Annotated in this window: 24 protein-coding genes; 9 read left to right on the top strand and 15 right to left on the bottom strand. The window is 72.0% G+C overall.

All coding sequences use genetic code 11. The features are described 5' to 3' along the window. Positions 1-145: 145 nt before the first annotated feature. On the bottom strand, positions 146-763 hold the full coding sequence (locus ACZ6W9_RS35520; protein WP_470121683.1) for a TIGR03086 family metal-binding protein: 618 nt from the start codon (positions 761-763) through the stop codon (positions 146-148). A 77-nt stretch (positions 764-840) separates the two neighbouring features. On the opposite strand from ACZ6W9_RS35520, the gene ACZ6W9_RS35515 reads away from it, so the two are divergent. Beyond that, positions 841-1,329, top strand: a complete 489-nt coding sequence (locus ACZ6W9_RS35515; RefSeq protein ID WP_389970315.1) for a MarR family winged helix-turn-helix transcriptional regulator — start codon at positions 841-843, stop codon at positions 1,327-1,329. Between the two features lie 18 nt (positions 1,330-1,347). On the opposite strand, the gene ACZ6W9_RS35510 is transcribed toward ACZ6W9_RS35515, so the two are convergent. Continuing rightward, entirely contained in the window at positions 1,348-2,193 is an 846-nt protein-coding gene (locus tag ACZ6W9_RS35510; protein WP_362935854.1) for a dioxygenase family protein, read from the bottom strand. 352 nt (positions 2,194-2,545) lie between these two features. Here ACZ6W9_RS35510 and ACZ6W9_RS35505 point away from each other — a divergent pair, with 352 nt between their 5' ends. Further along, positions 2,546-2,920: a DUF2267 domain-containing protein gene (locus ACZ6W9_RS35505; protein ID WP_362935857.1), complete on the top strand. Its 375-nt coding sequence runs from the start codon at positions 2,546-2,548 to the stop codon at positions 2,918-2,920. 158 nt (positions 2,921-3,078) lie between these two features. Next, a complete protein-coding gene (locus ACZ6W9_RS35500; protein WP_389970311.1) occupies positions 3,079-5,001 on the top strand; it encodes a glycoside hydrolase family 15 protein in 1,923 nt (640 codons plus the stop codon). Here ACZ6W9_RS35500 and ACZ6W9_RS35495 read toward each other — a convergent pair. The 5 genes from ACZ6W9_RS35495 to ACZ6W9_RS35475 all read right to left on the bottom strand — a co-directional run bounded on the left by ACZ6W9_RS35495 (position 4,958) and on the right by ACZ6W9_RS35475 (position 8,756). Continuing rightward, complete coding sequence (locus ACZ6W9_RS35495) at positions 4,958-5,803, bottom strand: universal stress protein (RefSeq protein ID WP_362935863.1); 846 nt, start codon at positions 5,801-5,803, stop codon at positions 4,958-4,960. The two genes, ACZ6W9_RS35500 and ACZ6W9_RS35495, sit on opposite strands and share 44 nt — an antisense overlap. A 176-nt stretch (positions 5,804-5,979) precedes the next feature. Next, positions 5,980-6,276 carry a hypothetical protein gene (locus ACZ6W9_RS35490; RefSeq protein ID WP_389970306.1) on the bottom strand — a complete coding sequence of 99 codons (297 nt, stop codon included), beginning with the start codon at positions 6,274-6,276 and terminating at the stop codon, positions 5,980-5,982. Positions 6,277-6,708: 432 nt separating this feature from the next. Continuing rightward, positions 6,709-7,461: a phosphatase PAP2 family protein gene (locus tag ACZ6W9_RS35485; protein WP_389970304.1), complete on the bottom strand. Its 753-nt coding sequence runs from the start codon at positions 7,459-7,461 to the stop codon at positions 6,709-6,711. Positions 7,462-7,476: 15 nt separating this feature from the next. Beyond that, a complete protein-coding gene (locus ACZ6W9_RS35480) occupies positions 7,477-8,229 on the bottom strand; it encodes a phosphatase PAP2 family protein (protein ID WP_389970300.1) in 753 nt (250 codons plus the stop codon). 143 nt (positions 8,230-8,372) lie between these two features. Beyond that, positions 8,373-8,756 (bottom strand): hypothetical protein, encoded by a 384-nt coding sequence (locus ACZ6W9_RS35475; RefSeq protein ID WP_362935875.1) that lies wholly within the window; start codon positions 8,754-8,756, stop codon positions 8,373-8,375. 629 nt (positions 8,757-9,385) lie between these two features. On the opposite strand from ACZ6W9_RS35475, the gene ACZ6W9_RS35470 reads away from it, so the two are divergent. The 3 genes from ACZ6W9_RS35470 to ACZ6W9_RS35460 all read left to right on the top strand — a co-directional run bounded on the left by ACZ6W9_RS35470 (position 9,386) and on the right by ACZ6W9_RS35460 (position 11,659). Beyond that, positions 9,386-10,099: an ANTAR domain-containing protein gene (locus ACZ6W9_RS35470; protein WP_389970296.1), complete on the top strand. Its 714-nt coding sequence runs from the start codon at positions 9,386-9,388 to the stop codon at positions 10,097-10,099. A 55-nt stretch (positions 10,100-10,154) separates the two neighbouring features. After that, positions 10,155-11,249 carry a quinone-dependent dihydroorotate dehydrogenase gene (locus tag ACZ6W9_RS35465; RefSeq protein WP_470121679.1) on the top strand — a complete coding sequence of 365 codons (1,095 nt, stop codon included), beginning with the start codon at positions 10,155-10,157 and terminating at the stop codon, positions 11,247-11,249. Between the two features lie 206 nt (positions 11,250-11,455). Further along, positions 11,456-11,659: a heavy-metal-associated domain-containing protein gene (locus ACZ6W9_RS35460; protein ID WP_389970291.1), complete on the top strand. Its 204-nt coding sequence runs from the start codon at positions 11,456-11,458 to the stop codon at positions 11,657-11,659. Here ACZ6W9_RS35460 and ACZ6W9_RS35455 read toward each other — a convergent pair. The 6 genes from ACZ6W9_RS35455 to ACZ6W9_RS35430 form a co-directional block, all read right to left on the bottom strand. After that, complete coding sequence (locus ACZ6W9_RS35455) at positions 11,641-13,299, bottom strand: beta-N-acetylhexosaminidase (protein ID WP_389970288.1); 1,659 nt, start codon at positions 13,297-13,299, stop codon at positions 11,641-11,643. The genes ACZ6W9_RS35460 and ACZ6W9_RS35455 overlap by 19 nt on opposite strands. A gap of 57 nt (positions 13,300-13,356) precedes the next feature. After that, positions 13,357-14,235 (bottom strand): N-acetylmuramoyl-L-alanine amidase, encoded by an 879-nt coding sequence (locus tag ACZ6W9_RS35450; RefSeq protein WP_470121688.1) that lies wholly within the window; start codon positions 14,233-14,235, stop codon positions 13,357-13,359. 62 nt (positions 14,236-14,297) lie between these two features. Next, complete coding sequence (locus ACZ6W9_RS35445; protein WP_179822413.1) at positions 14,298-14,546, bottom strand: hypothetical protein; 249 nt, start codon at positions 14,544-14,546, stop codon at positions 14,298-14,300. Positions 14,547-14,671: 125 nt separating this feature from the next. Then, complete coding sequence (locus ACZ6W9_RS35440; protein ID WP_389970284.1) at positions 14,672-15,619, bottom strand: LacI family DNA-binding transcriptional regulator; 948 nt, start codon at positions 15,617-15,619, stop codon at positions 14,672-14,674. 675 nt (positions 15,620-16,294) lie between these two features. Then, positions 16,295-16,498, bottom strand: a complete 204-nt coding sequence (gene bldC, locus ACZ6W9_RS35435) for a developmental transcriptional regulator BldC (protein WP_013133571.1) — start codon at positions 16,496-16,498, stop codon at positions 16,295-16,297. Positions 16,499-16,817: 319 nt separating this feature from the next. After that, positions 16,818-17,675: a DUF8083 family protein gene (locus ACZ6W9_RS35430; RefSeq protein ID WP_389970281.1), complete on the bottom strand. Its 858-nt coding sequence runs from the start codon at positions 17,673-17,675 to the stop codon at positions 16,818-16,820. A 208-nt stretch (positions 17,676-17,883) separates the two neighbouring features. Between ACZ6W9_RS35430 and ACZ6W9_RS35425 the strand changes: the two genes are divergently transcribed. Both ACZ6W9_RS35425 and ACZ6W9_RS35420 read left to right on the top strand, forming a co-directional pair. Beyond that, positions 17,884-18,987 (top strand): Leu/Phe/Val dehydrogenase, encoded by a 1,104-nt coding sequence (locus tag ACZ6W9_RS35425; protein WP_362935899.1) that lies wholly within the window; start codon positions 17,884-17,886, stop codon positions 18,985-18,987. Between the two features lie 150 nt (positions 18,988-19,137). Continuing rightward, entirely contained in the window at positions 19,138-19,365 is a 228-nt protein-coding gene (locus tag ACZ6W9_RS35420) for a DUF3073 domain-containing protein (protein ID WP_362935902.1), read from the top strand. Positions 19,366-19,499: 134 nt separating this feature from the next. On the opposite strand, the gene purM is transcribed toward ACZ6W9_RS35420, so the two are convergent. Both purM and purF read right to left on the bottom strand, forming a co-directional pair. Then, positions 19,500-20,525, bottom strand: a complete 1,026-nt coding sequence (purM, locus tag ACZ6W9_RS35415) for a phosphoribosylformylglycinamidine cyclo-ligase (protein ID WP_389970278.1) — start codon at positions 20,523-20,525, stop codon at positions 19,500-19,502. Then, positions 20,522-21,958 (bottom strand): amidophosphoribosyltransferase, encoded by a 1,437-nt coding sequence (purF, locus tag ACZ6W9_RS35410; RefSeq protein WP_389970275.1) that lies wholly within the window; start codon positions 21,956-21,958, stop codon positions 20,522-20,524. The genes purM and purF overlap by 4 nt, the downstream gene beginning before the upstream one ends. Positions 21,959-22,916: 958 nt before the next feature. On the opposite strand from purF, the gene ACZ6W9_RS35405 reads away from it, so the two are divergent. Then, positions 22,917-23,528 (top strand): DUF4190 domain-containing protein, encoded by a 612-nt coding sequence (locus ACZ6W9_RS35405; RefSeq protein ID WP_470121674.1) that lies wholly within the window; start codon positions 22,917-22,919, stop codon positions 23,526-23,528. Positions 23,529-23,610: the final 82 nt, after the last annotated feature.

Below are 23,610 nucleotides of genomic sequence, written 5' to 3'. Positions count from 1 at the left end.
CGACCCGGAGCCCGGACGCGACCCGGAGCCCGGACGCGACCCGCCGCCCGCGCGGCGCCCGTCTCCGGACATGGCCGGCCGGCCGATCCGGGAGCCGTCCGGACGGGGACCATCGCCTGAGCCGGTCTCGCCGTCCGGGCGGGCCTCACCGTACGGGCGGCCACCAGTCCGGGGAGCGGCCGAGCATGCCGAGGATCACCTCGAAGCGGGAGGCGTCGGCGGGGACGGCCAGTCCCGGCCGGAACGCCGCCCCCGGGGCGAGGCGCCCCTCGCCGTCCGGGACCGCCAGGGCGATCGGCCAGGCGGCCTCCACCAGGTCCGCGTCCGGGACGAAGGGGAGGCCGAGCGAGCGGGCGACGTCCCAGCCGTGCACGAGGTAGTCGATGAAGTGGAAGCCGATGGCCTGGGACGCGGGGAACACCGCCTTCGCCCCGAACTCGGCCAGGGCGAAGGCGCGGTCCGGCACGCCGTCCGCGGCGAACGCCGCCGTCACCCGCTCGGCGGCCTCGGCGTAGGCGGAGACCGCGTCGGCTCCGGCCGGACGGACCCGCCACACCTCGGGGTCGGCCCCGCGGCCCTCGGCGGCGGCGGCGAAACCGTGGTGCTGGGCGGTCATGTGGGCGAGCAGGTCCGCCAGCGTCCATCCCTCGCACGGCGTCGGCCGCCCGAGGTCGGCGGCCGACGCCCCGGCGACCACGTCCACGCTCGCCCGGACGGCGCGCCTGTCCGCCTCCCGGATGTCCACGGCTTCCCTGATGTCCACGGCGGCTCCTCAGATCGATAAGCAGATGCTTATCGTCTACGGAAGCTTATTATCTGTCAACCGTATAGTGGAGTGCCGTGACGGACCGTCCCGACCTGGCCGCGATGTTCCTCCCGCTGACCCGGGCGCTGATCGACGCCGAGCGGCCCGTGCTGGCCGAGCACGGCCTGTCGATGTGGGCGTACGGCGTACTGCTGGCGCTGGAGGGGGAGCCGCTGCGCACCCAGGCCGCGCTCGCGCAGTCCATCGGCGCGGACAAGACGCGCATCATCGGGGTGCTCGACGACCTCCAGCGCAGGGGGCTCATCGAGCGGATCCCCGACCCCGCCGACCGGCGTGCCCGCCTCCTGTCGCTGACCGAGGAGGGCCGCCGGCTGCGCGACTCCGCGCGGGCGGGCATCCGCCTCGGGGAGGAGCGCCTGCTGGCGCGTCTCCCCGAGGGCGACCGCGACGGCTTCCTGCGGGCCCTGCGCGCGCTCGCCGCCCTGCCCCCCCACGAGATCACGGACCCCCCTCGTGAGGTCCCCGACCCCGGAAACGGGACGGCGAGCGCGCCGGCGCCCTGAGCGCCCGTGGCCGGCGCGTCAGACGCGCTGCCACAGGGCAGGGACGTTCGGGGGCTCCCACCCGGCGTAGGCCGTGTGCGCCTGGACGCACCGGTAGGTCACGCCGCCGTAGGTGACCTGGTCGCCGGCCCGGTAGCTCGTCCCGGCCTGCCAGGTCCCGCCCCCGTTCGGCGGCGGGGTGGTCGTCGGGGACGGGCTCGGGCCGGGCGCGGTGACGTCGAGCACGAAGTCGAACGTCGCCTCCCTGCCCGACCCGACCGTGCGCACGGTCATGAGCAGCGCCGGGTTGTAGATCGTGTCGGTGTTGTTGCGCGGCTCGCCGGGGAAGTAGAGCTGGGTGGTGAGCACCGGCCCGTTCGGGGCCTGGACCTTCACGTGGATGTGCCGGGTCCGGCCGGGGTACAGGCCCGGCACGATCGTGGTGAGCCGGAAGGCGCCCTGCGCGTCGCTGAACTGGTGGCCGCGGAAGGTGTATCCCGTGTTGTCGTAGGCGCCGTTGTTGTCGGCCTGCCAGAAGTCCAGCAGCGCCCCGGCGATCGGCCGGCACGAGCGGCCGAACACGTACCCGCTGACGGTCAGCGGGACGCCCGGCGTGCCGGGCCCGGCCAGCGAGGTCCGCAACGGCGAGCCCGGCTTGAAGTAGGGGCCCTCGATCTGCTGGATCGTCGGGGCGTCGCCGTCGTCGCAGGCGGGGGTGAGGGGGAGCGGGCCGCCCGTCGCGGCGCTCGCCGGCGTCATGGCCCGGCCGGCCAGCAGCGGGGCGGCCGGGACGGCGACCAGGGCGGCCTTCAGCAGCGTCTTGCGGCTGATGCCTCCGCCTCCGTTCTCCTCGGCGTTCTCGGGTCGGGTGTTCTCGGCGTCCACGGTGGCCTCCTCGGGGGGTCGGGGAAACATGCCTCGCGTCCGGGCGGGTCCGCGTGCCGCGACGGGCACGCCGTACGGCCCGCCGGACGCGCCCGGCGCCGGAGGCCGCCCGGACCGGCCCGGGTACGACGGGGCCGTACGGTGACCGCGGGCCGGTCCGGACCCGGCGCTCCGGGTCGCCCCCAAGCTGTCATCGACGCGGGGGCCGGAGAACCCCACGATTTTGCATAACGTCGCCATATGCGGCCCTGCGGCGAGGGCGCCCTGATTCCACATCTTTGAGTTCTTTCGTGCCTGGTGTTCGTTTCCGGAACGGGTGGGAACGCTAGCCGGACGACGAGAGGAGACCGAAGTGGAATACAAGGAGTTCGTCCAGGCGGTCGCCGACCGCACGGTCCTGACGCGTGAGGAGGCGGCGGACCTCACCCGGGCGGTGCTGCGGACGCTCGGCGCGCGGCTGAGCTCCGGGGAGGCGCGCTACCTCGCCGAACGGCTGCCCGACTCCCTCGCGGAACTCGTCCCGGCGGAGGGCAGGAGCGAGCAGTTCGGGCTCGACGACTTCATCACGCGGGTGGCCCGGCACGCCGGCCTGAACACCGAGGCGGCCACCGAGGGCGTCCAGGCCGTCCTGACGGTCCTCCGCGAGACCGCCGGCGACGAGGTCTTCGGCCACGTCGCCTCACAGCTCCCGGGCGGCTTCGAGAGGCTGGCCGGTTCCACCACCTGACGGCCCGCACTCACGGCCCGCGGATGGGCGCCCGCCTGTCCGGGCTACGGCCCGCGGGCGGGCGTCCACCTTCCCTACCTGCGGTTTCATGCCTAAAGTAGTGATATCGGCGTTCGTGATCAACCGCTCCACGAGTCTCCGGGAAAGCGGGGGCATCCATGACGACCAACCCGCCGCCGGGCTCCGGGCTCCACGAGTTCTCGCCCTTCCCGCCCATCGCGGACTACGCCTTCCTGTCCGACTGCGAGTCCACCGCGCTGGTGGCGCCGAGCGGGAACGTCGAGTGGTTGTGCCTGCCGAGGATGGACTCGCCCAGCGTGTTCGCCGCCATGCTGGACCGGGACGCCGGGGGGTTCCGGATCGGCCCGGCCGACCTCAGGGTGCCCTCCGCGCGCCGGTACCTCCCCGGCACGATGGTGCTGGAGACGAGCTGGGGCTCGCCGAGCGGCTGGATCGTGGTGCGCGACGCGCTGCTCATGGGTCCGTGGCACCACGAGGACGAACTGTCGCACACCCACCGCAGGGCCCCGACCGACTACGACGCCGCCCACGTGCTTTTGCGCACGGTGCGCTGCGTCAGCGGGGAGATGCAGGTCGTCCTCGACTGCGAGCCGGTGTTCGACTACGGCCGCAGGCCGGTCCGATGGGACTACACCGGCCAGAGCTACCACCAGGGCGTCGCCCGCGCCGACGGGACCGATCTGGAGCTCACGCTGACCACGGACATGCGCCTGGGGTTCGAGAAGGCGCGGGCCAAGGCGCGGACCCTGCTCCGGGAGGGCGAGACGCGGTTCTGCGCGCTCTCCTGGACCGCCCACGAGCCGCCCCGCACCTTCGAGGACGCGTACGGCAGGCTCGTGTGGACGGCCCACCACTGGCAGCACTGGCTCGCCAGGGGCGACTTCCCCGACCATCCGTGGCGCGGGTTCCTGGAACGCAGCGCCCTCACCCTCAAGGGGCTGACCTTCGCCCCGTCCGGCGCGCTGGTCGCGGCGGCGACGACGTCCCTGCCGGAGACCCCGGGCGGGGAGCGCAACTGGGACTACCGCTACACCTGGATCCGCGACTCCACCTTCGCGCTCTGGGGCCTGTACACCCTCGGGTTCGACTGGGAGGCCGAGGACTTCTTCGCCTTCATCGCCGACATCGCCGAGCGCGACAAGGAGCTCCAGGTGATGTACGGCGTCGACGGGGAGCGCGACCTGTCGGAGCACGTCATCGAGCGGCTGGGCGGCTACGAGGGGGCCAGGCCGGTCCGGGTGGGCAACGCCGCCTACAAGCACCGCCAGAACGACGTCTGGGGCGCCGTCCTGGAGTCCTTCTACATCCACACCCGCTCCCGGGACCACCTCGACGAGCGGATCTGGCCGGTCCTGAAACGTCAGGTGCAGTCGGCCATCAAGTACTGGCGGGAGCCCGACCGCGGCATCTGGGAGGTGCGCGGCGACTGCCGGCACTTCACCTCCTCCAAGGTCATGTGCTGGGTGGCGGTGGACCGGGGCGCGCGGCTCGCCCGGCTCCGCGACGACCCGAAACTGGCGGAGGAGTGGCGGGCGGTGGCCGACGAGATCCACGAGGACGTGTGCACCTACGGCGTCAGCGAGCGGGGGACCTTCCGGCAGCACTACGGCACCGACGAGCTGGACGCGTCGCTGCTGCTCATCCCGCTCCTGCGGTTCCTGCCGCCGACCGATCCCCGGGTGCGCGCCACGGTGCTGGCCATCGCCGACGACCTGACCGTCGACGACCTCGTGCTGCGCTACGACCCCAAGGAGACCGACGACGGCATGGCCGCGGAGGAGGGGGCCTTCACGATCTGCTCGTTCTGGCTGGTGTCGGCGCTGGTGGAGATCGGGGAGTACACCCGGGCCCGCAAGCTCTGCGAGAAGGTGCTGTCCTTCGCCAGCCCGCTGGGCCTCTACGCAGAGGAGATCGACCCCTACAGCGGGCGCCACCTGGGGAACTATCCCCAGGCGTTCACCCACCTCGCGCTGATCAACGCGGTCATCCACATCATCCGGGCCGAACGGCGGCACGTCACCGAGAAGATGTGGCAGACCTCCGAGACGGAACCACTATGACCGTGCACGGCGCCTCGCGCAGCAGCGCCTGGCAGACCAGGCCGAGGGGCAGTTCCACCGGGTCGTCGTCCCCGTAGTCGCCGATCACCACCAGGCCGGCGTCCTCGGCCGCCCGGCGCAGCAGCCGCGTGTGGGGGCGGGAGTCCATGACGGTCTCGACTTCGACCCCGGGATGCTTCTCCTCCCACACCGATATGTCGCAGTAGAAGCGCTTGGCGAATGGTTTGGGGTCGTCGGTGCCCGCGGGGCACAGGCAGAACGCGGACAGGGGAACGCGCCTGATCCGCGCCTCCTCGAACGCGACCTTCAGCTCGCCCCGCTCCATGCGGGTGCTCTCCACGCCCACCACCACGCGGCGCTCGCGCGACCGTGGGAGGTTTTTGACGACGGCCACCGGGCAGTAGGCGTGCGCGGCGAGCTGCGAGGCGGTCGAGCCGACGCGCAGCTCCTCGAACCCGCCCGCTCCGCGTTGGCCGACCACCACCAGGTCGGCGGCCGCGGACTCGGCCAGCAGGATGGCGGTCGGCGAGCCCGTGTCGAGGCGGCCCCTGACGTCCAGCCTCGGCGCCAGCCCCCGGGCGAGGTCGACTCCCCGGTCGAGGACGTATCGGCCCATGTGCGCCAGGACGTCCATCGTCGCGGGATCGATGAAGTTCACGGGGTACGGCTGCCGCCAGACGTGGCAGACGCACAGCGGGACGAACCGCATCCGCGCCTCCTCGACGGCCCAGCGCACCGCCTGCTCGCTCGCCTCCGAGCCGTCGTATCCGACGACGATCAGACCTTCGTCACGTGTCTGCATGGCATCCCCCGACCCGCTGTATGCCCCTCACCTCTATGTTTGCCCCGTTTGCTGGCTATGGCGCGTGTCGGGGTGAAAGGCGAAGCAGCCGCGGCGGTCGTCCGGCGCGGCGGGTGCGATGGATCGGGGAAAGGGCCGGCCGAGGTGGAGGGGGTCGGCCGGCGGGGAGGGCTGGGTCAGGCGCGCACCATCGTGGCGTGCTCCGCGGGTGAACGCTCCTCCCGGGGACGGCTCTGCGGGGCGGACTCCGGCGTGGCGTCCCCCTCGGCGGAGCCGGGGTGCTGCGGCTGTGCGGCCTGCGCGGGGGCCTGTTCGGCACGTCCCCGCACCGGGTGGGCGGCGTCCGCGGCGGACCGGCAGGAGCAGTATCCGTTCGCCACGATCAGCCGGGCTCGCTGCGAGGTGTAGGCGTGCGCGTCCGCGGCGGGTGGGACGCCGTTGCAGGTGGCGCAGACGACGGGTTGACGATCCATGGGCGGGATTCCTTCCTGAGGGGGCCGCCGGACGATGAAGACCCGGTCGGCTGACTGCTCCTGCCCTGAGGAGAAGGAGTGAATCTCCTTGTCGGGACTTCCATCGTACTTCGTGTCATAGAGCGATCATGTGGATACAAAAAGTGATCTTGTAATCTGCCTCTGCTTTCCCGGAAGCCCGGTTCCGTCACTATAGGATTCCCCCGTGTCATAAGTCGAACTAGAGTTCGGCCCTCGAAGATCCCGCTTCTCGTCGACGTCCGGCGAGACATGCTCGAACCCCCGGACCCGGTGCCCGGGAGGTCTCCACCGCCCTCGCGACGCCGCCCGAGCGGGCCTGGGCGGCCGGGGAGCCCGCCGCGGTCGTCTCCCGGAAGGTCGAGGAGGAACTCGCCGCGGCGGGCGCCCGGATCGCCGATCCCGGCGAGGCCGCTATGTCGTGACCGTGTTCTTCGCGTTCCCCGCGGTCCTCCCGGTGCCGCTCTTCGCCGTGTCCTGGGTGATGACGGGCCTCTCCCCTCCGAACGGCCGCCTCCGCAGCAGCGCGTTGGCCGCCACCGCGATGCAGACCAGGCCGAGCAGGAAGCCCCAGCTCACATCGGTCAGGTGGTGCATGCCCCGGTACATCCGCGAGTAGGCGATCATCAGGGGGATTCCCAGCCCGACCGCCCACCACAGCACGTTGAGGATCTTGAAGCGGTGGGTGTGCAGGGTCATGATCAGCGCGAGGCCGCAGTAGAAGGCGACGGCCGCGCTGGTGTGGCCCGACGGGAAGCTGGAGGTGGGGGGCGCGGGGTCCAGGTGCTGCACCAAGGGCCGCTTGCGCTGGGCGAAGACGGTCGCCAGCAGGAAGATGGCCGACTGGGAGAACACCACCAGGGCCAGGAAGACCGACTCGTTCCAGCGCTTGAACACCAGCCGGAAGACGATGACGAGCACCGCGGTGCCGATGATGATCGTCGGCATGTCGGAGAATCCGGTGAAGGTGTCCGTCAGCGAGTTCCAGAAGGCGTTCCGGCCCTTGACCATCGCCGCGTTCACCCCCTCGTCGTTCGCGATGAGGGTGGTGGTCTGCAGGACCTTGGTGATGAGGAGCCCGACGCCGATCGTCAGGGCCGCCATGAGGACCAGTGGCAGCAGGATGAGGCGCGCCACGTTCTTGAAGTCGATCGACGTTTTCGACATGGCGCGCGAGCTACCCTAAATCACCTCCTCAGAACGTTCCGGCTCGACACCTTCCTTGTGCGGTTCGACCGGCCTGTGGCCTTCCTCGCGCCGCCAGCTCTCGAACCCGGCGACGGTCCCGGCGACCACCACCACACCGAGGGTCACCCCGGCGGTCACGTCGCTGAGCCAGTGGACCCCGAGCGCCACCCGCGTGTAGGCGACGAAGACGGCGACGGCCGCCGCGACGGTCCACGCGGCCACGCGCGCGCCCGTGCTCCTCAGGTACGGCAGCAGGAGGAGCACGAGGACGCACACCCCCGTGGCGGCCGCCATCGCGTGCCCGGAGGGGAAGGACGCGCCCGGCGCCGTCGCCACCGGGTCGGGCAGGACGGGCCTCGCCCGGTTCACGATCTCCTTGACCGCGAGGTTCAGCAGCCCGCTGACGGTGATCGTTACCACCGCCCACACGGCCAGCCGCCGGGTCCCGCGGTACCAGAGCCACAGGGCCGCCGCCACCACCAGCGCCCGCCACACGTTCGGCCCCAGCACCTCGGTCGCCACGCTCAGGAAGTGCGTGTAGCGAGGTTCGGCGAGGGCGCGGGTGTGCAGGCTCCGCGCCACGCTCTCATCCAGGTCGTTCAGCGGGGTGAAGGAGGAGACGACGAACACGAGGAGCAGGATGAACGGCACGGCGAACAGCGCGACGAGGGCCACCGAGAGGGTGAGCCGCGTACCCAGACGGCGGTCCGACGCCTTGCTGTCATGGCGACTGGGCGACTTGAGCATTCATTACGGGTACCCGAGGACACCCGGATATGCGTGGAAGACCGTAAAAGTGAGAGGCCGTGAAGGGGGAGGCCGTGAAAGGGGAGATCGTGAGGGGGCCGCCGTCCGCCGGTGATCCGGCCCGTGGCGGCCGGAGACCCCTGTCAGGCGGCGCGGCGGGCCTCGCGCCGGGTGGTCCAGCGCAACACGTCGCAGTGCCGCCGCTCGGCCTCGGCGAGGGCGGCCTCTCCGGCGTGGGAGTCGAGTACGGCGCGCAACCACGGCATCTGCTCGGTGACGTCCCGCCACGCCTGGGCCGGGTCGTTCGCGCCGAGTTCGAGCAGCGCGTCCAGGTGCGCCGCGTAGGCGGTCCACCACTGGCGGCTCAGCTCGGCGAGGAACCCACCCAGGCCGCCGAACTCCCGCTCGATCTCCGGCTCCCACCACGGCGGCACGGTGGTGGCGCCGGTCTCCTCCAGGTCGCGGAGGATGACACGGGCCAGGGTGCGCCGGCGGTGGACTGCTACGGAACGCGACAGAGTGCTCATATGCCTCACTCTGCCGCCTTCCACTTGCCGATCACTTAAAACCCTGTTGACGGCGATTGCGGAACGTGCCAAGCGGTGCCGGGAGACGTGCCGGATCGTGCCCTGGGACGCGGCGGGTCGGCCGCGCCGGGCGCCGGACGGTGGCCCGCCTTGGGCGATTGGCCCAAGGCACCCGACGGCACTAGTCTTTGCCGCAGATCATTCCGCCTTGCGTCCGCGGAGCTGCCTCGGCTCGGAGGAAGCTTTTCCCATGGCTCAAGGTGATGGACCATCCCGGCCCGTCGGCTACGACCCGGACCCCCGGCGCGGAGTTCCCCGCGCCGGCGCGCGCGGGCGGCACGTCGACCGGCCGCCGGGAACCCGGCGGCCGGGCCACCCGTGACCGAACCCCCGCACCCGGGTCGCCCCGGTCGCCGGCTCCGGACTCGAACCCGTACCCGGACTCGGACCGCCCCGGCTCCCGAGACCGGACCGGCGGTGAACGGCGGCCCGTGAGATCCCGGGCAGGAGAGCGTCCCATTGGACTCGGGGTGACCGCCCCAAAGATAATAACCGTTATTTCTCCTATTTCTGGGCAGTTATAACGCTCACGTCAAGTAGGTAGGCCGACGCTGAAAGGCGCCACACATATGACCCATGTCGATCCGGACTCACTGGTCGCGAGTCTCAGACGCCTCCAGACGGCCTCGTCCGCCCAGGGGAAGGGCATCATCCACCAGCTGGAGCGGGCCGTGGACGTTGTGGACACCCTCTTCGGCTACTCGGGCGCCGGCCTGATGTTCGCCGAGGAGGGCGGCAAACTGCGCTACCTGGTCGCCACCGACGACCGGGGACGCAGCCTCGAAGGCGCGCAGCTTCACCTCGGCCAGGGCCCGTGCGTGTCCGCCTACGCGGAGGACACCGCGGTCACCTCGACCGACGTCCGTTCGGACCGGCGCTGGCCGAAGCTCGCCGACCTGCTCCACCCGGAGGTGCGGGCGGTCGCCGGGGTCCCGGTGCGGCTCGGCGGCGACCCCGTGGGCACCCTGAACGTCTACCAGGCCGAGCCGTACGAGTGGGACGAATCGGATGTCCAGGCCCTCTACGCCTACGCCGACGTGATCGAGCAGCTTCTCAGCGCCGCGATGGCCGCCGAGGAGAAGAGCGCCCTGGCCGAGCAGCTCCAGTACGCCCTGGACTACCGGGTCGTCATCGAGCGGGCCATCGGCTACCTGATGGGGAAGCACGACCTCACCGCGGCCCAGGCGTTCACCGGCCTGCGCAAGCGGGCCAGGGACAGCCGCCGCCGGGTGGCCGACCTCGCGGCCGAGGTACTGGGCGAGGAGGCGGGCGAGCCGAGGTGAACGGGCGGCCCGCGGCGAGCCGTACCGCTCGCCGGGGGCACTAATCTGATCGGTGATGTATCGATTCGTGTTCACGCAGGTCCTCAGCCGCTTCGACCCGGAGGATGTGCACCATCTGACGGTCCGCGCGCTCCACCTCCTGTCGGCGACGCCCGTGGCCAAGCGGCTCGTCCACCGGCGGCTCGCCCCCCGTGACCCCGCCCTGCGCGTACGGGCGTTCGGCGTGCACTTCCCCGGGCCGTTCGGGCTGGCGGCGGGCTTCGACAAGGACGCCGGGTGCGTGGAGGCCATGTCCGCGCTCGGCTTCGGTCACGTCGAGGTGGGCACGATCACCGCGCACGCCCAGCCGGGCAACGCCAGGCCCCGCCTGTTCCGCGTCCCCCGGGCCCGGGGCATCGTCAACCGGATGGGCTTCAACAACGCCGGGGCGGACGCGGCGGCCCGGGCGCTGAGCCGGCCCCGGGGGGTCCCGGCCGTCGTGGGCGTCAACATCGGCAAGACCAAGGTCGTCCCCGAGGCCGAGGCCGTCCAGGACTACGTCGCCGGCGCCCGGAAGCTCGCCCCGCCGGCCGACTACCTCGTCGTCAACGTCAGCTCCCCGAACACCCCCGGCCTGCGCAGCCTCCAGGCCGTCGAGCTCCTGCGTCCGCTGCTCGCGGCGGTCAAGGAGGTTGCCGACGCCACCCCCCGCCGCACCCCGCTGCTGGTCAAGATCGCTCCGGACCTGACCGACGACGAGATCGACGCGATCGCCGACCTCGCCCTCGACCTCGGCCTCGACGGCATCATCGCCACCAACACCACGATCCGCCGCGACCTGGACGCCGGGCGGAACGGCCGGGCCGACGAGCACTGGGACGAGACCGGCGGGCTGTCCGGCCGCCCGTTGAAGGACCGCTCGCTCGCGGTCCTGCGCAGGCTGCGTGCCCGGGTCGGCGACCGCCTGACGCTCGTCTCGGTGGGCGGCGTGGAGGACGCCGACGACGTCTGGGAGCGCCTGCTCGCCGGGGCCACCCTCGTCCAGGGCTACAGCGCGCTGATCTACGAGGGGCCGCTGTGGGCCCACCGGATCAACCGCGAGCTGTCCCGCCGGCTGCGCCGCCGCGGCGTCACCGACCTGCGCGAGATCATCGGCCTCACGGCGGACTGAGGCCGTACGGGGCGGACCGGGAGCCATGCCGGACCGAGGGCCCACGGCGGACCGGGGGCCCATACCGGGTCGAGGCCGTACGGCGGGCTGAGGCGTACGGCGGATCAGGGTCGTATCGCGCGAATCGGGTATCGCGCCACCTGGACCGCGGCGCGCCGGTCCGGGCGGATACCCTCACCGGAGGAAAACGAGGGTTGGAGGCGCCGATGAGCGTGATCACGTATACCGTCACCGGGATGACCTGCGGACACTGCGTCAGCTCGGTCAAGGAGGAGGTCGGCGCGGTCCCCGGGGTCACCGGGGTCGAGGTCGACCTGGGAAGCGGCCGGGTCGAGGTCTCCGGCGACTCCCCCGACGACGCGGCGATCCGCGCCGCGATCAAGGAAGCCGGCTACGAGGTCGCCGGCTGACCCATGCTGGGCCGGGTGGAGTCGGCGAGGTGGGTCATCTCCTCCAGCCGCCGCATGACCTCCTCCACCTTGACGGCCCGCGGCCGGTGACGGCGGTGGCCCGCGCCGCCCAGCTGCCAGGGGCGCGGCCCGGACGGCGGACGATACTCGACGCCCAGCGCGTCCAGACGCTCCAGGTGGCCGGTGAGCCGTCCGGGGAGGTCGGCGCCGGCCGCGCCGGACCAGGTGACCTCGGCCAGCGCGCAGCCGCGGGGCCAGGCGCGGTAGTCCACCGCCCGCCCGTCGGGCAGCCGCTCGCTCCACAGCTGGAACTGCGCCCCCAGCACGTGCCCGCGCTGCCCGGCCGTCCACGAGGCGGGCGCGGGGTCGAAGGCCGCCACGTCCGCCACGGTGATCGCGTCACCGATGGCGATCGGCTCGTCCTCCGAGGCGGACTCGGCGTAGTCGAAGTACAGCGGGAAGACCGGCGTCTGCACCACGTCGTGGCCCGCCTCGGCGGCGCGCCGGGCCACCCCCGTCCCGCGCCAGGGCATCACGATCGTGTCGGGCCGCAGCGCGCCGCTGACGAACGCCTCGTCCCAGACGACCGCCCGGCTGCCCCGGCCCGCCAGGTCGTCGGCCAGCCGCCGCAGGAACCAGGCGTGCAGGTCGCTCGGCCGGGCGAGCCCCAGCTCCTCGCGGAACGCGGTGATGGCCGGGGAGGCGGCCCAGTCGTCGAGCACGCACTCGTCGCCGCCGATGTGCACGTAGGGCGTCTCGCCCAGCGCGCCGAGCAGCTCGTCGAACACGGCGGTCAGGAACTCGATCGTCTCCGGCAATGGGGACAGGATCGCGGGGGAGATGCCCCAGCGGTCCAGCACGGCGAAGGGCTCGGGCTCCCCGCCGTCGGCGGCCCGCGCGCCGAGCGAGGGGTAGGCGGCGAGGATCGCCGAGGCGTGGCCGGGCACGTCGATCTCCGGCACGACCGTCACGGCCCTGGCCCTGGCGTAGGCGGCGATCTCCGCGAGGTCGGCGAGCGTGTAGTGACCGCCGTGCGGCACCTCGTCGAAGGCGTCCTCCTCGCCGCGGAGGCTGGTGATCGTGCGGGGCCGGTGCGAGCCGATCTCGTGCAGCCGGGGCGCGACGCGGCTCTCGGTCCGCCAGCCCTGGTCGTCGGCCAGGTGCAGGTGGAGCCGGTTCAGCTTGTGCGCCGCCATGAGGTCGACCATCCGCAGCACCTCGCGCTTGGGCAGGAAGTGCCGCGCCACGTCCAGGTGGACCCCGCGCCAGGAGAACGCGGGCGCGTCCTCGACCCGGCCGCACGGCACCGTCCAGGAGCCGCGGGCCGTCGCGGCGCGGAACGCCTCGGCGCCGAGCGCCTGCCGCAGGGTCTGGCCCGCGTAGAACGCGCCGGCCGGGCCGCCGGCCGCGACCCGGACGCCCTCGGGCGTCACCTCCAGCGTGTAGGCCTCCTCGCCCAGCGCCGGGTCCTCCGTCATCGTGACCGGTCCGTGCCCGGCGGGACGCAGGTCCAGTGCGGGCAGCGCCCGCCGCAGGGCGTCCACCGGCCCGGCGGGGCCCGTGACGCCCGCCCCGGCGGGGAGGTCGAAGGACCCGCCGGCCGGATCGAAGCGGACAGGACGCGGCAGAAGGTCAGTCATGCCTTCAGATCATGCCAACTCCGGCCGGACCACGCACCCCCGGGATCGCGCCGCGCGTCACCTCAGGTAGGTCTGCAGCCCGGCGGCCAGCGCGGCGGCGGCCCGCTGCCGGAACTCGGGGCTCTTCAGCTTGGCGGCGTCACCGGCGTTGCGCATGTTGCCGGTCTCGATGAAGACCTTCGGGACCGTGGAGAGGTTCAGCCCGCCCAGGTCGCTGCGGAAGCTCAGCGCCTTGGAGCCGATGTAGGTGGAGTACGGGACGCCGGTGCCCGAGCGGTAGGCGTTCCTGATGTCGAGGCCGAGCCGCCGGGAGTCGGCCACCACCGGGTCGACCGGTCCGCCGATCTTCTTCGGGATGATCACGTGGAAGCCGTGGTCGGCCGGGCCCGCGCCGTCGGCGTGGATGGAGATCGCCGCGTCGGCCTTCGCCTTGTTGCCGATCGCGGCCCGCTCGGTGATGCAGGGGCCCACGCCGTCGTTGCCGTGCCGGGTGAGCTTCACCGTCGCGCCCCGGCTTTCGAGGATCTTCGCCAGCCGCCGGGAGACGTCCCAGGTGAAGGCGGCCTCGCTGTAGCCGCTGTCGGTGGCGGTGCCGGTGGTGTCGCACGCCTTGCGCTGGGTCAGGACGTCGACCTGCTTGTTGATCTTCGCTGGGTACTTGTAGTTCATCCCGTTGTGGCCCGGGTCGATGACCACGGTCTTGCCGCTCAGCGGCTTCGCCGGGGTGCTCCCGGCCGCCGGCGGGGTGGTCCGCGCAGCGGTCGCCGGGGTCGTCTCCGTCGCGGGGCCGCTCGGGGCCGCCGCCGGATTCGCCGCGCGGGGCGCGGGCTCCGCGTCGCGCGCCGGGCCCGCGGCGGCGGCGCCGCCACCGCACGCGGCGGCGCTCAGGCCGCAGGCGACGAGAACCGTCGCCAGTGCTTTGCTGGTCACGCTCATCCCCCTCGAAGGAGTCGTCAACCACCCAACTTACGTGGCTCGGAGCGTGACCGGCGCCACCGTCACCAGACGTGGTCGCCCATCTCCTGCTTGGTGAGGAGCGAGGCGAGCTCCCGGGCGTCCTCGGCGTCCAGCCCGAGGACCACGCGCGGGCGCCCCCACGGGTGGTCGATCGAATGGGCCACATAACTCGCCACGGACTCGGCGCCGACGTCCCCGGCGCGGCCTCGGGCGGCCCTCCAGTGTGCCCACGCCCGCTCCAGCTCGGCGGCCGCGCGCTGGGCGCATGAAACCAGTTCTGGATCACGCATCGTCAACCCCCTCCTGTCATCCAGGAGTGAACACCGGTGGCTTGCCGCCACTTCGGGGGTTGACCAGGTCTTGACGGGAATCTGGGGCCCGCCTGGGCGCGGTGCGGCGCATCCAGGCGGGCGCCTCAGTCCGGAGCCGGGCCGGTGGTGCGCCGTACGACCAGCTGCGGTGTCACCTGGCGCAGCCGCGAGGCCTTGCCGGGGTCGCCGATCCGGTCGCTGAGCAGTGCCGCGGCCGAACGGCCCATGTTCCGGCGCGGCTGCTCGACGGTGGTCAGCGAGATCGGCGCGGTCCCCGCGAGGTGGGTGTTGTCGTACCCGACCACCGACAGGTCCTCGGGCACCCGCAGGCCGAGCTCGGCCGCCGCGGTGAGCACGCCCATGGCGACCGTGTCGTTGGCGGCGAAGATCGCGGTCGGCCGGGGGGTGCGGGTGAGCAGGACGCGCGCCGCCGCGGCGCCGCCCTCCTCGGTGCAGTCGCCCTGCTCGACCATGATGTACGGCGCGAGCGCGCGGCGGCGCATCGCGACCAGGTATCCCTCGCAGCGGAACCACCCCGAGGAGAACCGGGAGCTCTCGATGTGGGCGATCCGGCGGTGGCCGAGCTCCACCAGGTGGTCGATCGCCAGGCGGGCGCCGAGTTGGTCGTCGTCGACGACGATGTCCACGCCGCCGAGGTCGGTCTCCCGCTCGCCCACCACGACCGTGGGCGTGTAGGAGGTGGCCTCGATCAGCGTCTCGCTGGTGGGCGCGATGCCGAGCAGCACCAGACCGTCCACCCGCAGCTCCAGGAACGCTCCCACGGCCTCGTCCTCGAAGGCGGGGTCCCACTGGCTGTTGCCGATGAGCAGCCGGAGCCCGTCGCCGTGCAGGCTCTCCTGCAGGCCGTCCAGGAACTCGGCGTAGAACGGGTTGTGCAGGTCGGCGACGAGCGCGCCGACCAGATGGGTGCGGCCCTCGACGAGGCTGCGGGCGACCGCGTTGGGCCGGTAGCCGAGCTCCCTGGCCGCCTGCAGTACGGCCTGCCTGCGATGCTCGCTGACGTGCGGCGACCCCCGTAGGACGAGTGACACCAGCGATTTGGAGACACCGGCGCGTTCGGCGACGTTACGGATCGTCGGTCGCGGGCGGGGTCCGTAGCCGTCGGGCGCGACGGGCTCGGTGAGCCCTCGGGCTCGGGTGGCGGTGGCGTTGATCGGCGGACCTGACATGGCTCTCCCCCGTGATGGTGGATGGGCACCTGTCACTCAAAACGATCGAGAACCCGATGGGGTACGGCCTGTGTTCAGGAAGTCCGATCATGCGATGGCCGCGGTCGTCCGGCCCAGCGGGCGGGCCCCGGGCGGAGCGCCGCGCGGAGGGAGCCTCCGACCAGGCAGGACATCGCCGATGAGGATCGACGAGGGTGTCGTCCGCGCGGCGTGGCGCGCGGGGAAAACGGCTGCGGGCCGCCGGACGGATCCGGGAGGGCCCCCTCAGCCGGTTACGGAGCGGATACGGAACGATTCACCGGACAGACCGGACGGGGCGCGACACGCACGGACGGTACGGCCGTCGCACGACACGCACGACACGCACGACACGCACGGAGCATGACACACGCGACGCACGCGGACGGTACGGCCGGTGCCGTGCCGGGGCGGCGCCGGGCGGGCGGCGCCGCTCCCCACACAACCGGTGTGGTCTGCGCGCCCACGACGTGAGCGCGCGGTTGGTCCCCCTAGTTTCTGAAGCGATCGATCCCCGTCTTACTCGGAACGCTGTTGCGGAATCCCCGCGAGCAGCGCCCGGACCTCGGTCTCCCGGTAGCGGCGGTGACCACCCAGGGTGCGGATGGATGTCAACTTGCCCGCCTTCGCCCACCGTGTGACGGTCTTGGGATCGACGCGGAACATGGTTGCGACCTCCGCCGGGGTGAGCAGCGGCTCTGCCTCGGGTGTACGAGCTGACATTTGTGCGGCCTCTCCTCCATGTGGACCGGCGACAGCGATCCTGCGACTTGACGCTTGTCACGGATGTCCGCTTATGGCCCCTTGCGTGCGGCTGTTCGGACCATATGCGGCATCACCCGATGTGACCATACAGCCACGTAGAGCGATTGGCGAGCCTTTGCGGGGCTCATCTCTCTTGTGCACCTGTTGTTGTCACGCTCGGTGATTCTAGCGACACGTTTCGTGGTATCGCAGTGAAAACGGCAAACTACTCAGTTCGTAGATGTGTCACCGGTCATCGACTGAACTACTTATGCAGGTCAGAGGGATGATTTGCGACTCAGTTTGCTGATTCGAGAAGTTGTATTGATCTCCAGCGGAGAATCACCCGCCGGTACATGGCGAAGGCCAACTCTTCCTCGCCGGTTTCCAGACCCGTCAGGGCCGCCGAGATCTCCGCGACCGAGTGGTCGGCCTGCAGCGTGTCGTCGTCCATGAGGTGGACGATGCCGCCGTAGTCGAGCTCCACCAGCGAGTGGGGGTGGAACTCCTCCAGCCAGCGCGCCACCTCCTCGACCTCGGAGACCAGCGTGGCGTCGCCCACGTGCCTGCGGACGATCTGCAGGGCGCGGGCGCTGCGGCGCCTGGCGTGGGCCATGGACGTCACGTAGATCAGGTTGCGCGTGGTGGTCGCGCCGCTCCCGGGCCGGCCGTCGTCCAGGACGAGCCACCGCTCGTTGTGGTCGAAGGGGACGAACCACGCCGTGGGAACGTGCCACGTCGAGGTCCGGATGTTGGTGCGCAGCGCGGCCGAGCCGCCGCGCCGCTTGAACCTGTCGAAGTCGTCGGCCGTCTGCTGGGAGACGGTGAGCGGCACGAACCGCTCCGCGAGGCGGGGGGGCGTCGCCCCCCGGAACCGGGAGAAGGCCAGCCACGACCTCAGCCGGCTCTGCCAGGGGCAGACGTACAGCACGTCCTCCACGCGCCTGAGATAGGCGTTGGGGCTCTCGTGGGGAGGAGCGGGGGCCGGGGGCACGCCGAGCAGGCGCCGTACCGCCTCGCCGTGCTCGGCGCGCAGGGCGACCGCGCGGCGGGGCCGGTCGGAGGCCTCGGCGTAGGCGGTCCAGGACGCGCGTTCCCGTGGGGCGAACGCGGCCAGCGGTTCGTAGACGCGGAGGTAGGCGGCATAGGGCAGCACGACCGTAATCGTGTCATGAAGGACCGCTCCCTGTCCGGTGCCGACGCCGGGCCCGCCGGACGGGCCCGGCGTCGGCCCGCCGCCGTCCGGGCGTCCCACCTGGTGGAAAGGCGGGGTTTCCTCCTCCGCCGTCCCTGAAGTTGTGGTTACCCTGAGACTGATTTCCGCCGCGACGGAGCGGCGGACCTGACGACCGGGAGTCACCACAGTGACCGACGTCTTCGGGCTGTCCCACCAGGACACCAGCCCCTCGAACGGCCAGACCAAGCACGAGCAGGTGGTTTTCTGCTCCGACGAGCGCAGCGGTCTGTACGCGATCATCGCGATCTACAACACGGCCCTCGGGCCGGCGCTCGGCGGCACCAGGTTCTACCCCTACGAGAGCGAGCAGGCGGCGCTGGCCGACGTGCTCAACCTCTCGCGGGCCATGGCCTACAAGAACGCCCTGGCCGGACTCGACCTCGGCGGAGGCAAGGCCGTCATCATCGGAGACCCGTCGGCGGACAAGAGCGAGGCGCTGCTGCGCGCCTACGGCCGGTTCGTGCAGTCGCTGGGGGGCCGTTACTACACCGCCTGTGACGTCGGCACCTACAGCGAGGACATGGACGTCGTGGCCCGCGAGTGCTCCTTCGTGACCGGCCGCACGCCGGCGCAGGGCGGCGCGGGCGACTCCTCGATCCTGACCGCCTTCGGCGTGTTCCAGGGCATGCGCGCCGCGGCCGAGCACACCTACGGCTCGCCGAGCCTGCGCGGCAGGCGCGTCGGCGTCGAGGGCGTGGGCAAGGTCGGCCACCGCCTGGTCGAGCACCTCCTCGCGGACGGCGCCGAGGTCGTGATCTGCGACGTCAGCGAGCAGGCCGTCGAGCGGGTCAGGTCGCGGCACCCCGAGGTGGACGTCGTCGCCGACAAGGCCGAGCTCACCGGGGCCGACGTCGACGTCTACGCGCCGTGCGCGCTGGGCGGGGCGCTGGACGACGAGACGGTCGCCCGCCTGCGGGCCGGGATCGTCTGCGGCGGGGCCAACAACCAGCTCGCCCACCCCGGGGTGGAGAAGGAGCTCGCCGAGCGCGGCATCCTCTACGCGCCCGACTACCTGGTCAACTCCGGCGGGGTCATCCAGGTCGCCGATGAGATCGGCGGTTTCGACATGGACCGTGCGAAGGCAAAGGCCACCCAGATCTACGACACGACTCTCAAGATCTTCGCCATGGCCGCTGAGGACGGGGTCCCCCCGGCGGTCGCAGCCGATAGGCTTGCCGAACGCAGAATGTCGGAAGTCGGGCGAATTAGGGGCATTTGGCTGGGCCACTAGCGCCTCGCGCCCATACGGCGTACCGAGCCGGGCGTAAAACAGGTACGGTTGTAGTCGAACGAGAGCTGACGCCTCAAGTCAGGTGGCGTCAGTGCGTGGTGCGTTAGCGACGAGGGGTCGGGCACGACCCCACACGAGGGGGTCGAGCCAATGGGGCGCGGCCGAGCAAAGGCCAAGCAGGTCAAGGTTGCTCGCCAGCTGAAGTACAACAGCGGTGGCACTGATCTTGAGCGTCTTCGCAACGAGCTCGGGGTCAGGGACGACTCCAACCACGGTGACGACGCCGACGACGCCTACGACGAGCTGGCGGATCGCTATGCCGATTACGCCGACGACTTAGACGACGACCGCGACGGCGGCTCGTCCGGTCGCCGTTAGGCAGAACTTCAGACCGAGTATGAGCGGGACACCCGGTGGCCTCGGGCCACCGGGTGTTTTCTCCGTCTTCTGACCGAAGAGCGCCCCGGATCCCCGGGGCGCTCTTCGTCGTGTCTGGCGGTGGCCCGTCGTATCTAGCGGTAGCGGGCCAGGCCGGAGCCGGGGACGACCTCGCCGAGCACCCAGGCGGGGAGGTTCCGCTCCGCGAGCAGGGCGAGGGCGGCGTCGACGGCGTCCGGCGCGACGATCGCCGCCATGCCCACGCCCAGGTTGAAGGTGCGGTCCATGTCGGCCCGCGCCACCCCGCCGTGCCCGGCGAGCACCTCGAAGATCGCCGGAGGGGTCCAGGAGGACCGGTCGAGCAGGGCGTCCAGGGTCGGCGGCAGGGACCGCGACAGGTTGCCCTCCAGGCCGCCGCCGGTGATGTGGGCGTAGGCGTGGACGTCGACGGAGCGGGCCAGCTCCAGGCAGTCGAGGGAGTAGATCCTGGTCGGCTCCAGCAGCTCCTCGCCCAGCGTCCGGCCCAGCTCGGGGATCTCCGCCGAAAGGGAGAGACCGGCCAGCTTGATGATGTGCCTGACCAGCGAGTAGCCGTTGGAGTGCACGCCCGAGGAGGCCAGGGCCAGCACCACGTCGCCCTCGCGGACACGGGCCGAACCCAGCATCGCGTCGGCCTCCACCACGCCGGTGGCGGCGCCCGCGAGGTCGTACTCGTCGGCGCCCATGGCCCCGGGATGCTCGGCCGTCTCGCCGCCGATCAGCGCGCAGCCCGCGAGGCGGCAGCCCTCGGCGACGCCGCCCACGATCTCGGCGATCCGCTCGGGGACGACCTTCCCGCAGGCGACGTAGTCCGTCATGAACAAGGGCTCGGCGCCGCACACCACCAGGTCGTCCACGACCATGCCGACCAGGTCGATGCCGATCGTGTCGTGCTTGCCGAGCGCCTGCGCCAGCATCACCTTGGTGCCGACGCCGTCGGTGGAGGTGGTCAGCAGCGGCCGCCGGTAGGACAGCAGCGCGGAGGCGTCGAACAGGCCGGCGAAACCGCTCGGGTCGTCGACCACCTCGGGCCGCCGGGACCGCGCGACCTTCGACTTCATCAGCTCGACGGCGCGCTCGCCGGCGTCGATGTCGACGCCGGCCGCGGCGTAGCTGGTCACAGCTTGGCCTCCAGGACGTACTTGCCCACGTTGTCGCGGTCGATGGGAATCGGGTACACGCCGTCGAAGCAGGCCCGGCAGAGCCGCTCGGCGGGAAGCGTGGTGGCCCGGGTGAGGCCCTCCATCGAGATGTAGCCGAGGGAGTCGGCCCCGAGGGAGGCGCGGATCTCCTCCACGCTGAGCGAGCCGGCGATCAGCTCGGCCCGGGTGGCGAAGTCGATGCCGTAGAAGCAGGGCCAGGAGACCGGCGGGGAGGAGATCCGGACGTGGACCTCGCGCGCGCCCGCCTCACGCAGCATCTTGACGATCGCCCGCTGGGTGTTGCCGCGCACGATCGAGTCGTCCACGACGACCAGGCGCCTGCCCGCCACGACCTCCTTCAGCGGGTTCAGCTTGAGCCGGATGCCGAGCTGGCGGATCGTCTGGGACGGCTGGATGAAGGTCCGGCCGACGTAGGAGTTCTTGACCAGGCCCTGGCCGTACGGGATGCCGCTCTCCTCGGCGTAGCCGACCGCGGCCGGGGTGCCGGACTCGGGGGTCGGGATGACCAGGTCGGCCTCGACCGGGTGCTCGCGGGCCAGCACCCGCCCGACCTCGACGCGGGTGGACTGCACGCTGCGCCCGGCGATCGTGGTGTCGGGGCGGGCGAGGTAGACGTACTCGAACAGGCAGCCCTTGGGGTCGGCCGCGGCGAATATGCGCGAGCGCACGCCGCGCTCGTCGATGGTGAGAAGTTCGCCCGGCTCGACCTCGCGGACGAACGTGGCGCCCACGATGTCCAGCGCCGCGGTCTCGGAGGCGACCACCCAGCCGCGTTCCAGGCGGCCGAGCACGAGCGGGCGGATGCCCTGCGGGTCGCGGGCGGCGTAGAGGGTCTTCTCGTCCATGAAGACGAGGGAGTAGGCGCCCCTCACCTGGGGGAGGAGCTCGGACGCGGCCTCCTCGATGGGCTGGCTGCGGTCCTGCGCCAGCAGCGCCGCGAGCACCTCGGTGTCGGTGGTCGCCCTGGTAGAGCCGGGGGCGAGGCGCCGCGACAGCTCTGGGGTGTTGATCAGGTTGCCGTTGTGGGCGAGCGCGAGCCCGCCGTCCTCGGTGGAGCTCAGCGTCGGCTGGGCGTTCTCCCAGACGCTCGACCCGGTCGTCGAGTAGCGGCAGTGGCCGACGGCGATGTGGCCGCGCAGCGTGCCGAGCACCGACTCGTCGAAGACCTGGGCCACCAGGCCCATGTCCTTGTAGACGAGGATGCGGCTGCCCTCGCTGACCGCTATGCCCGCGGACTCCTGCCCGCGGTGCTGCAACGCGTACAGCCCGTAGTAGGTGAGTTTGGAAACTTCCTCTCCCGGCGCCCAGACACCGAAGACGCCACAGGCGTCCTTCGGCGGACGGTCTTGGGGATCAAGGTCATGGCTCAGCCGGCCGTCGCCCTTCAGCACATGCCTCAGTCTAGGTCGGCCGAATCGCTGCTCGTGCTCCGGGGGGCGCCCGGCCTTGGCCGAACTATGATCTGCCGTTTGCCGTGTCGGACTGTTTCGGGGCACAGGCCGGGGGGAGTGTGAGGTATCCGGCATATCTAGCGTCGGGAGAAGAGACGTGACAACACCTGAGGATCCGCACCGGCCCGACCCCCGGCGGGAGCCGGAGGAGGAGGGCCCGGAGGAGACCCGGCCGCGTTCTCCGGAACCGGACGTCCCCGACGAGGACACCGGGTGGCCGCCGGTCTCCACCCCCTCGGAGCCCACGCTGCCGGGTCACCCGGACGTGCCCGCCGCCCCGGAGGTCCCCGAGCCGATCCGCTCGGAGCCGGAGGGCGCCGCCGCACCGGGTGGGCCGCCTGACGTCCCGCCCGAGCGGCCGGAGCCCGAGCGGCCCGGGAGCGAGCGGCCGGAGCCCGGACGACCGGAGACCGAGCGGCCGGAGCCTGGACGACCGGAGACCGGACGACCCGAGACCGAACGGCCCGAGCCCGAAGGGCCGGAGACCGAGCGGCCGGAGACTCCCTATGTGGTGCCGGGTTCCACCCCGTCCGCCTACCCCGGGTGGGAGAGCGCGCCCGAGGGGACGGCCCACGAGCCGTTCGGCGAGCCGGGCGCACCGCCGGTCGCCGCGCAGCCCTCCCGCTTCGAACCCCCGTCGGGCGGGGAGGAAAGACCGGGCGGGGAGGAACGACCGGGCGGAGCGGAACGACCGGGTGAGGCGGGACGGCCGGGTGAGTGGGATGAGCCGGAGCGGCCGGGTGGGCGTGCCGAAGCGGGTGGAACAGGAGGACCGGGCGGAGTGAACGAGCCGAGCAGAGCCGGTGAACCGGGTGAGAGCGCAGGGCAGGGCGGAGCAGGCGGAGCAGGGCAGGGCGGAGCAGGCGGACAGGGCGGAGCGGGTGAACCCGGCCGGGCCGTGCCACCGCCAGCGGACGAGGAGCCGGGCCGGAGCGCCGCACCCCCGCCGGGCGGCGGGCCGTACGAAGGCGCTCCGCCGCACGAGGGGACTCCGCCCTACCAGGGGACTCCCCCCTACCAGGGGGCCCCGCCGTACGAGGGGACCCCGCCGTACCAAGGGGCTTCCGGCTATCCGGAGAGAGGCGCGGGGGAGACATCGGTCTATCCGGCCGCGGGCGGCGGCGAGCCGTACGGGACGGGCGGCGCCTACCCGGGATCGACGCCCTACCCGGCGTATCCCGGAGGTCAGTGGGCGCCGGAGAAGCCGAAGACGGGGCTCGGCACCGCCGCGCTCGTGCTCGGCATCGTGAGCCTCTTCCTGCTCCTGGTGTGCGGCCTGGGCGTGCTGACGGCCGTGGTCGGACTGGTGATCGGCATCGTCGCGGTGGCGAAGAACTCCGGCCGAGGCCGCGCCTGGGCGGGCATCATCCTGAGCGCGCTGACCCTGATCATCGCTGTGATCCTCCTGAGCTGGCTCTACAGCAAGGTCGGTGACTGCGCGAACCTGCCACCGGAACTCCAGCGGCAGTGCATCGAGGACCGGCTCGGCATCCAGGTGAGCACGCCGTGACCACCGGACGGCGGCCATGAGGCGACCGTGGCCGCCGTGAGGCGACCGTGACGGCCGTGAGATGGCTGTGACGGCCATGAGG

This window comes from Streptosporangium sp. NPDC053982, from assembly GCF_055585205.1.
The sequence above is the reverse complement of the archived record's forward strand: the minus strand, read 5'-3'. Positions and strand labels throughout refer to the sequence as shown.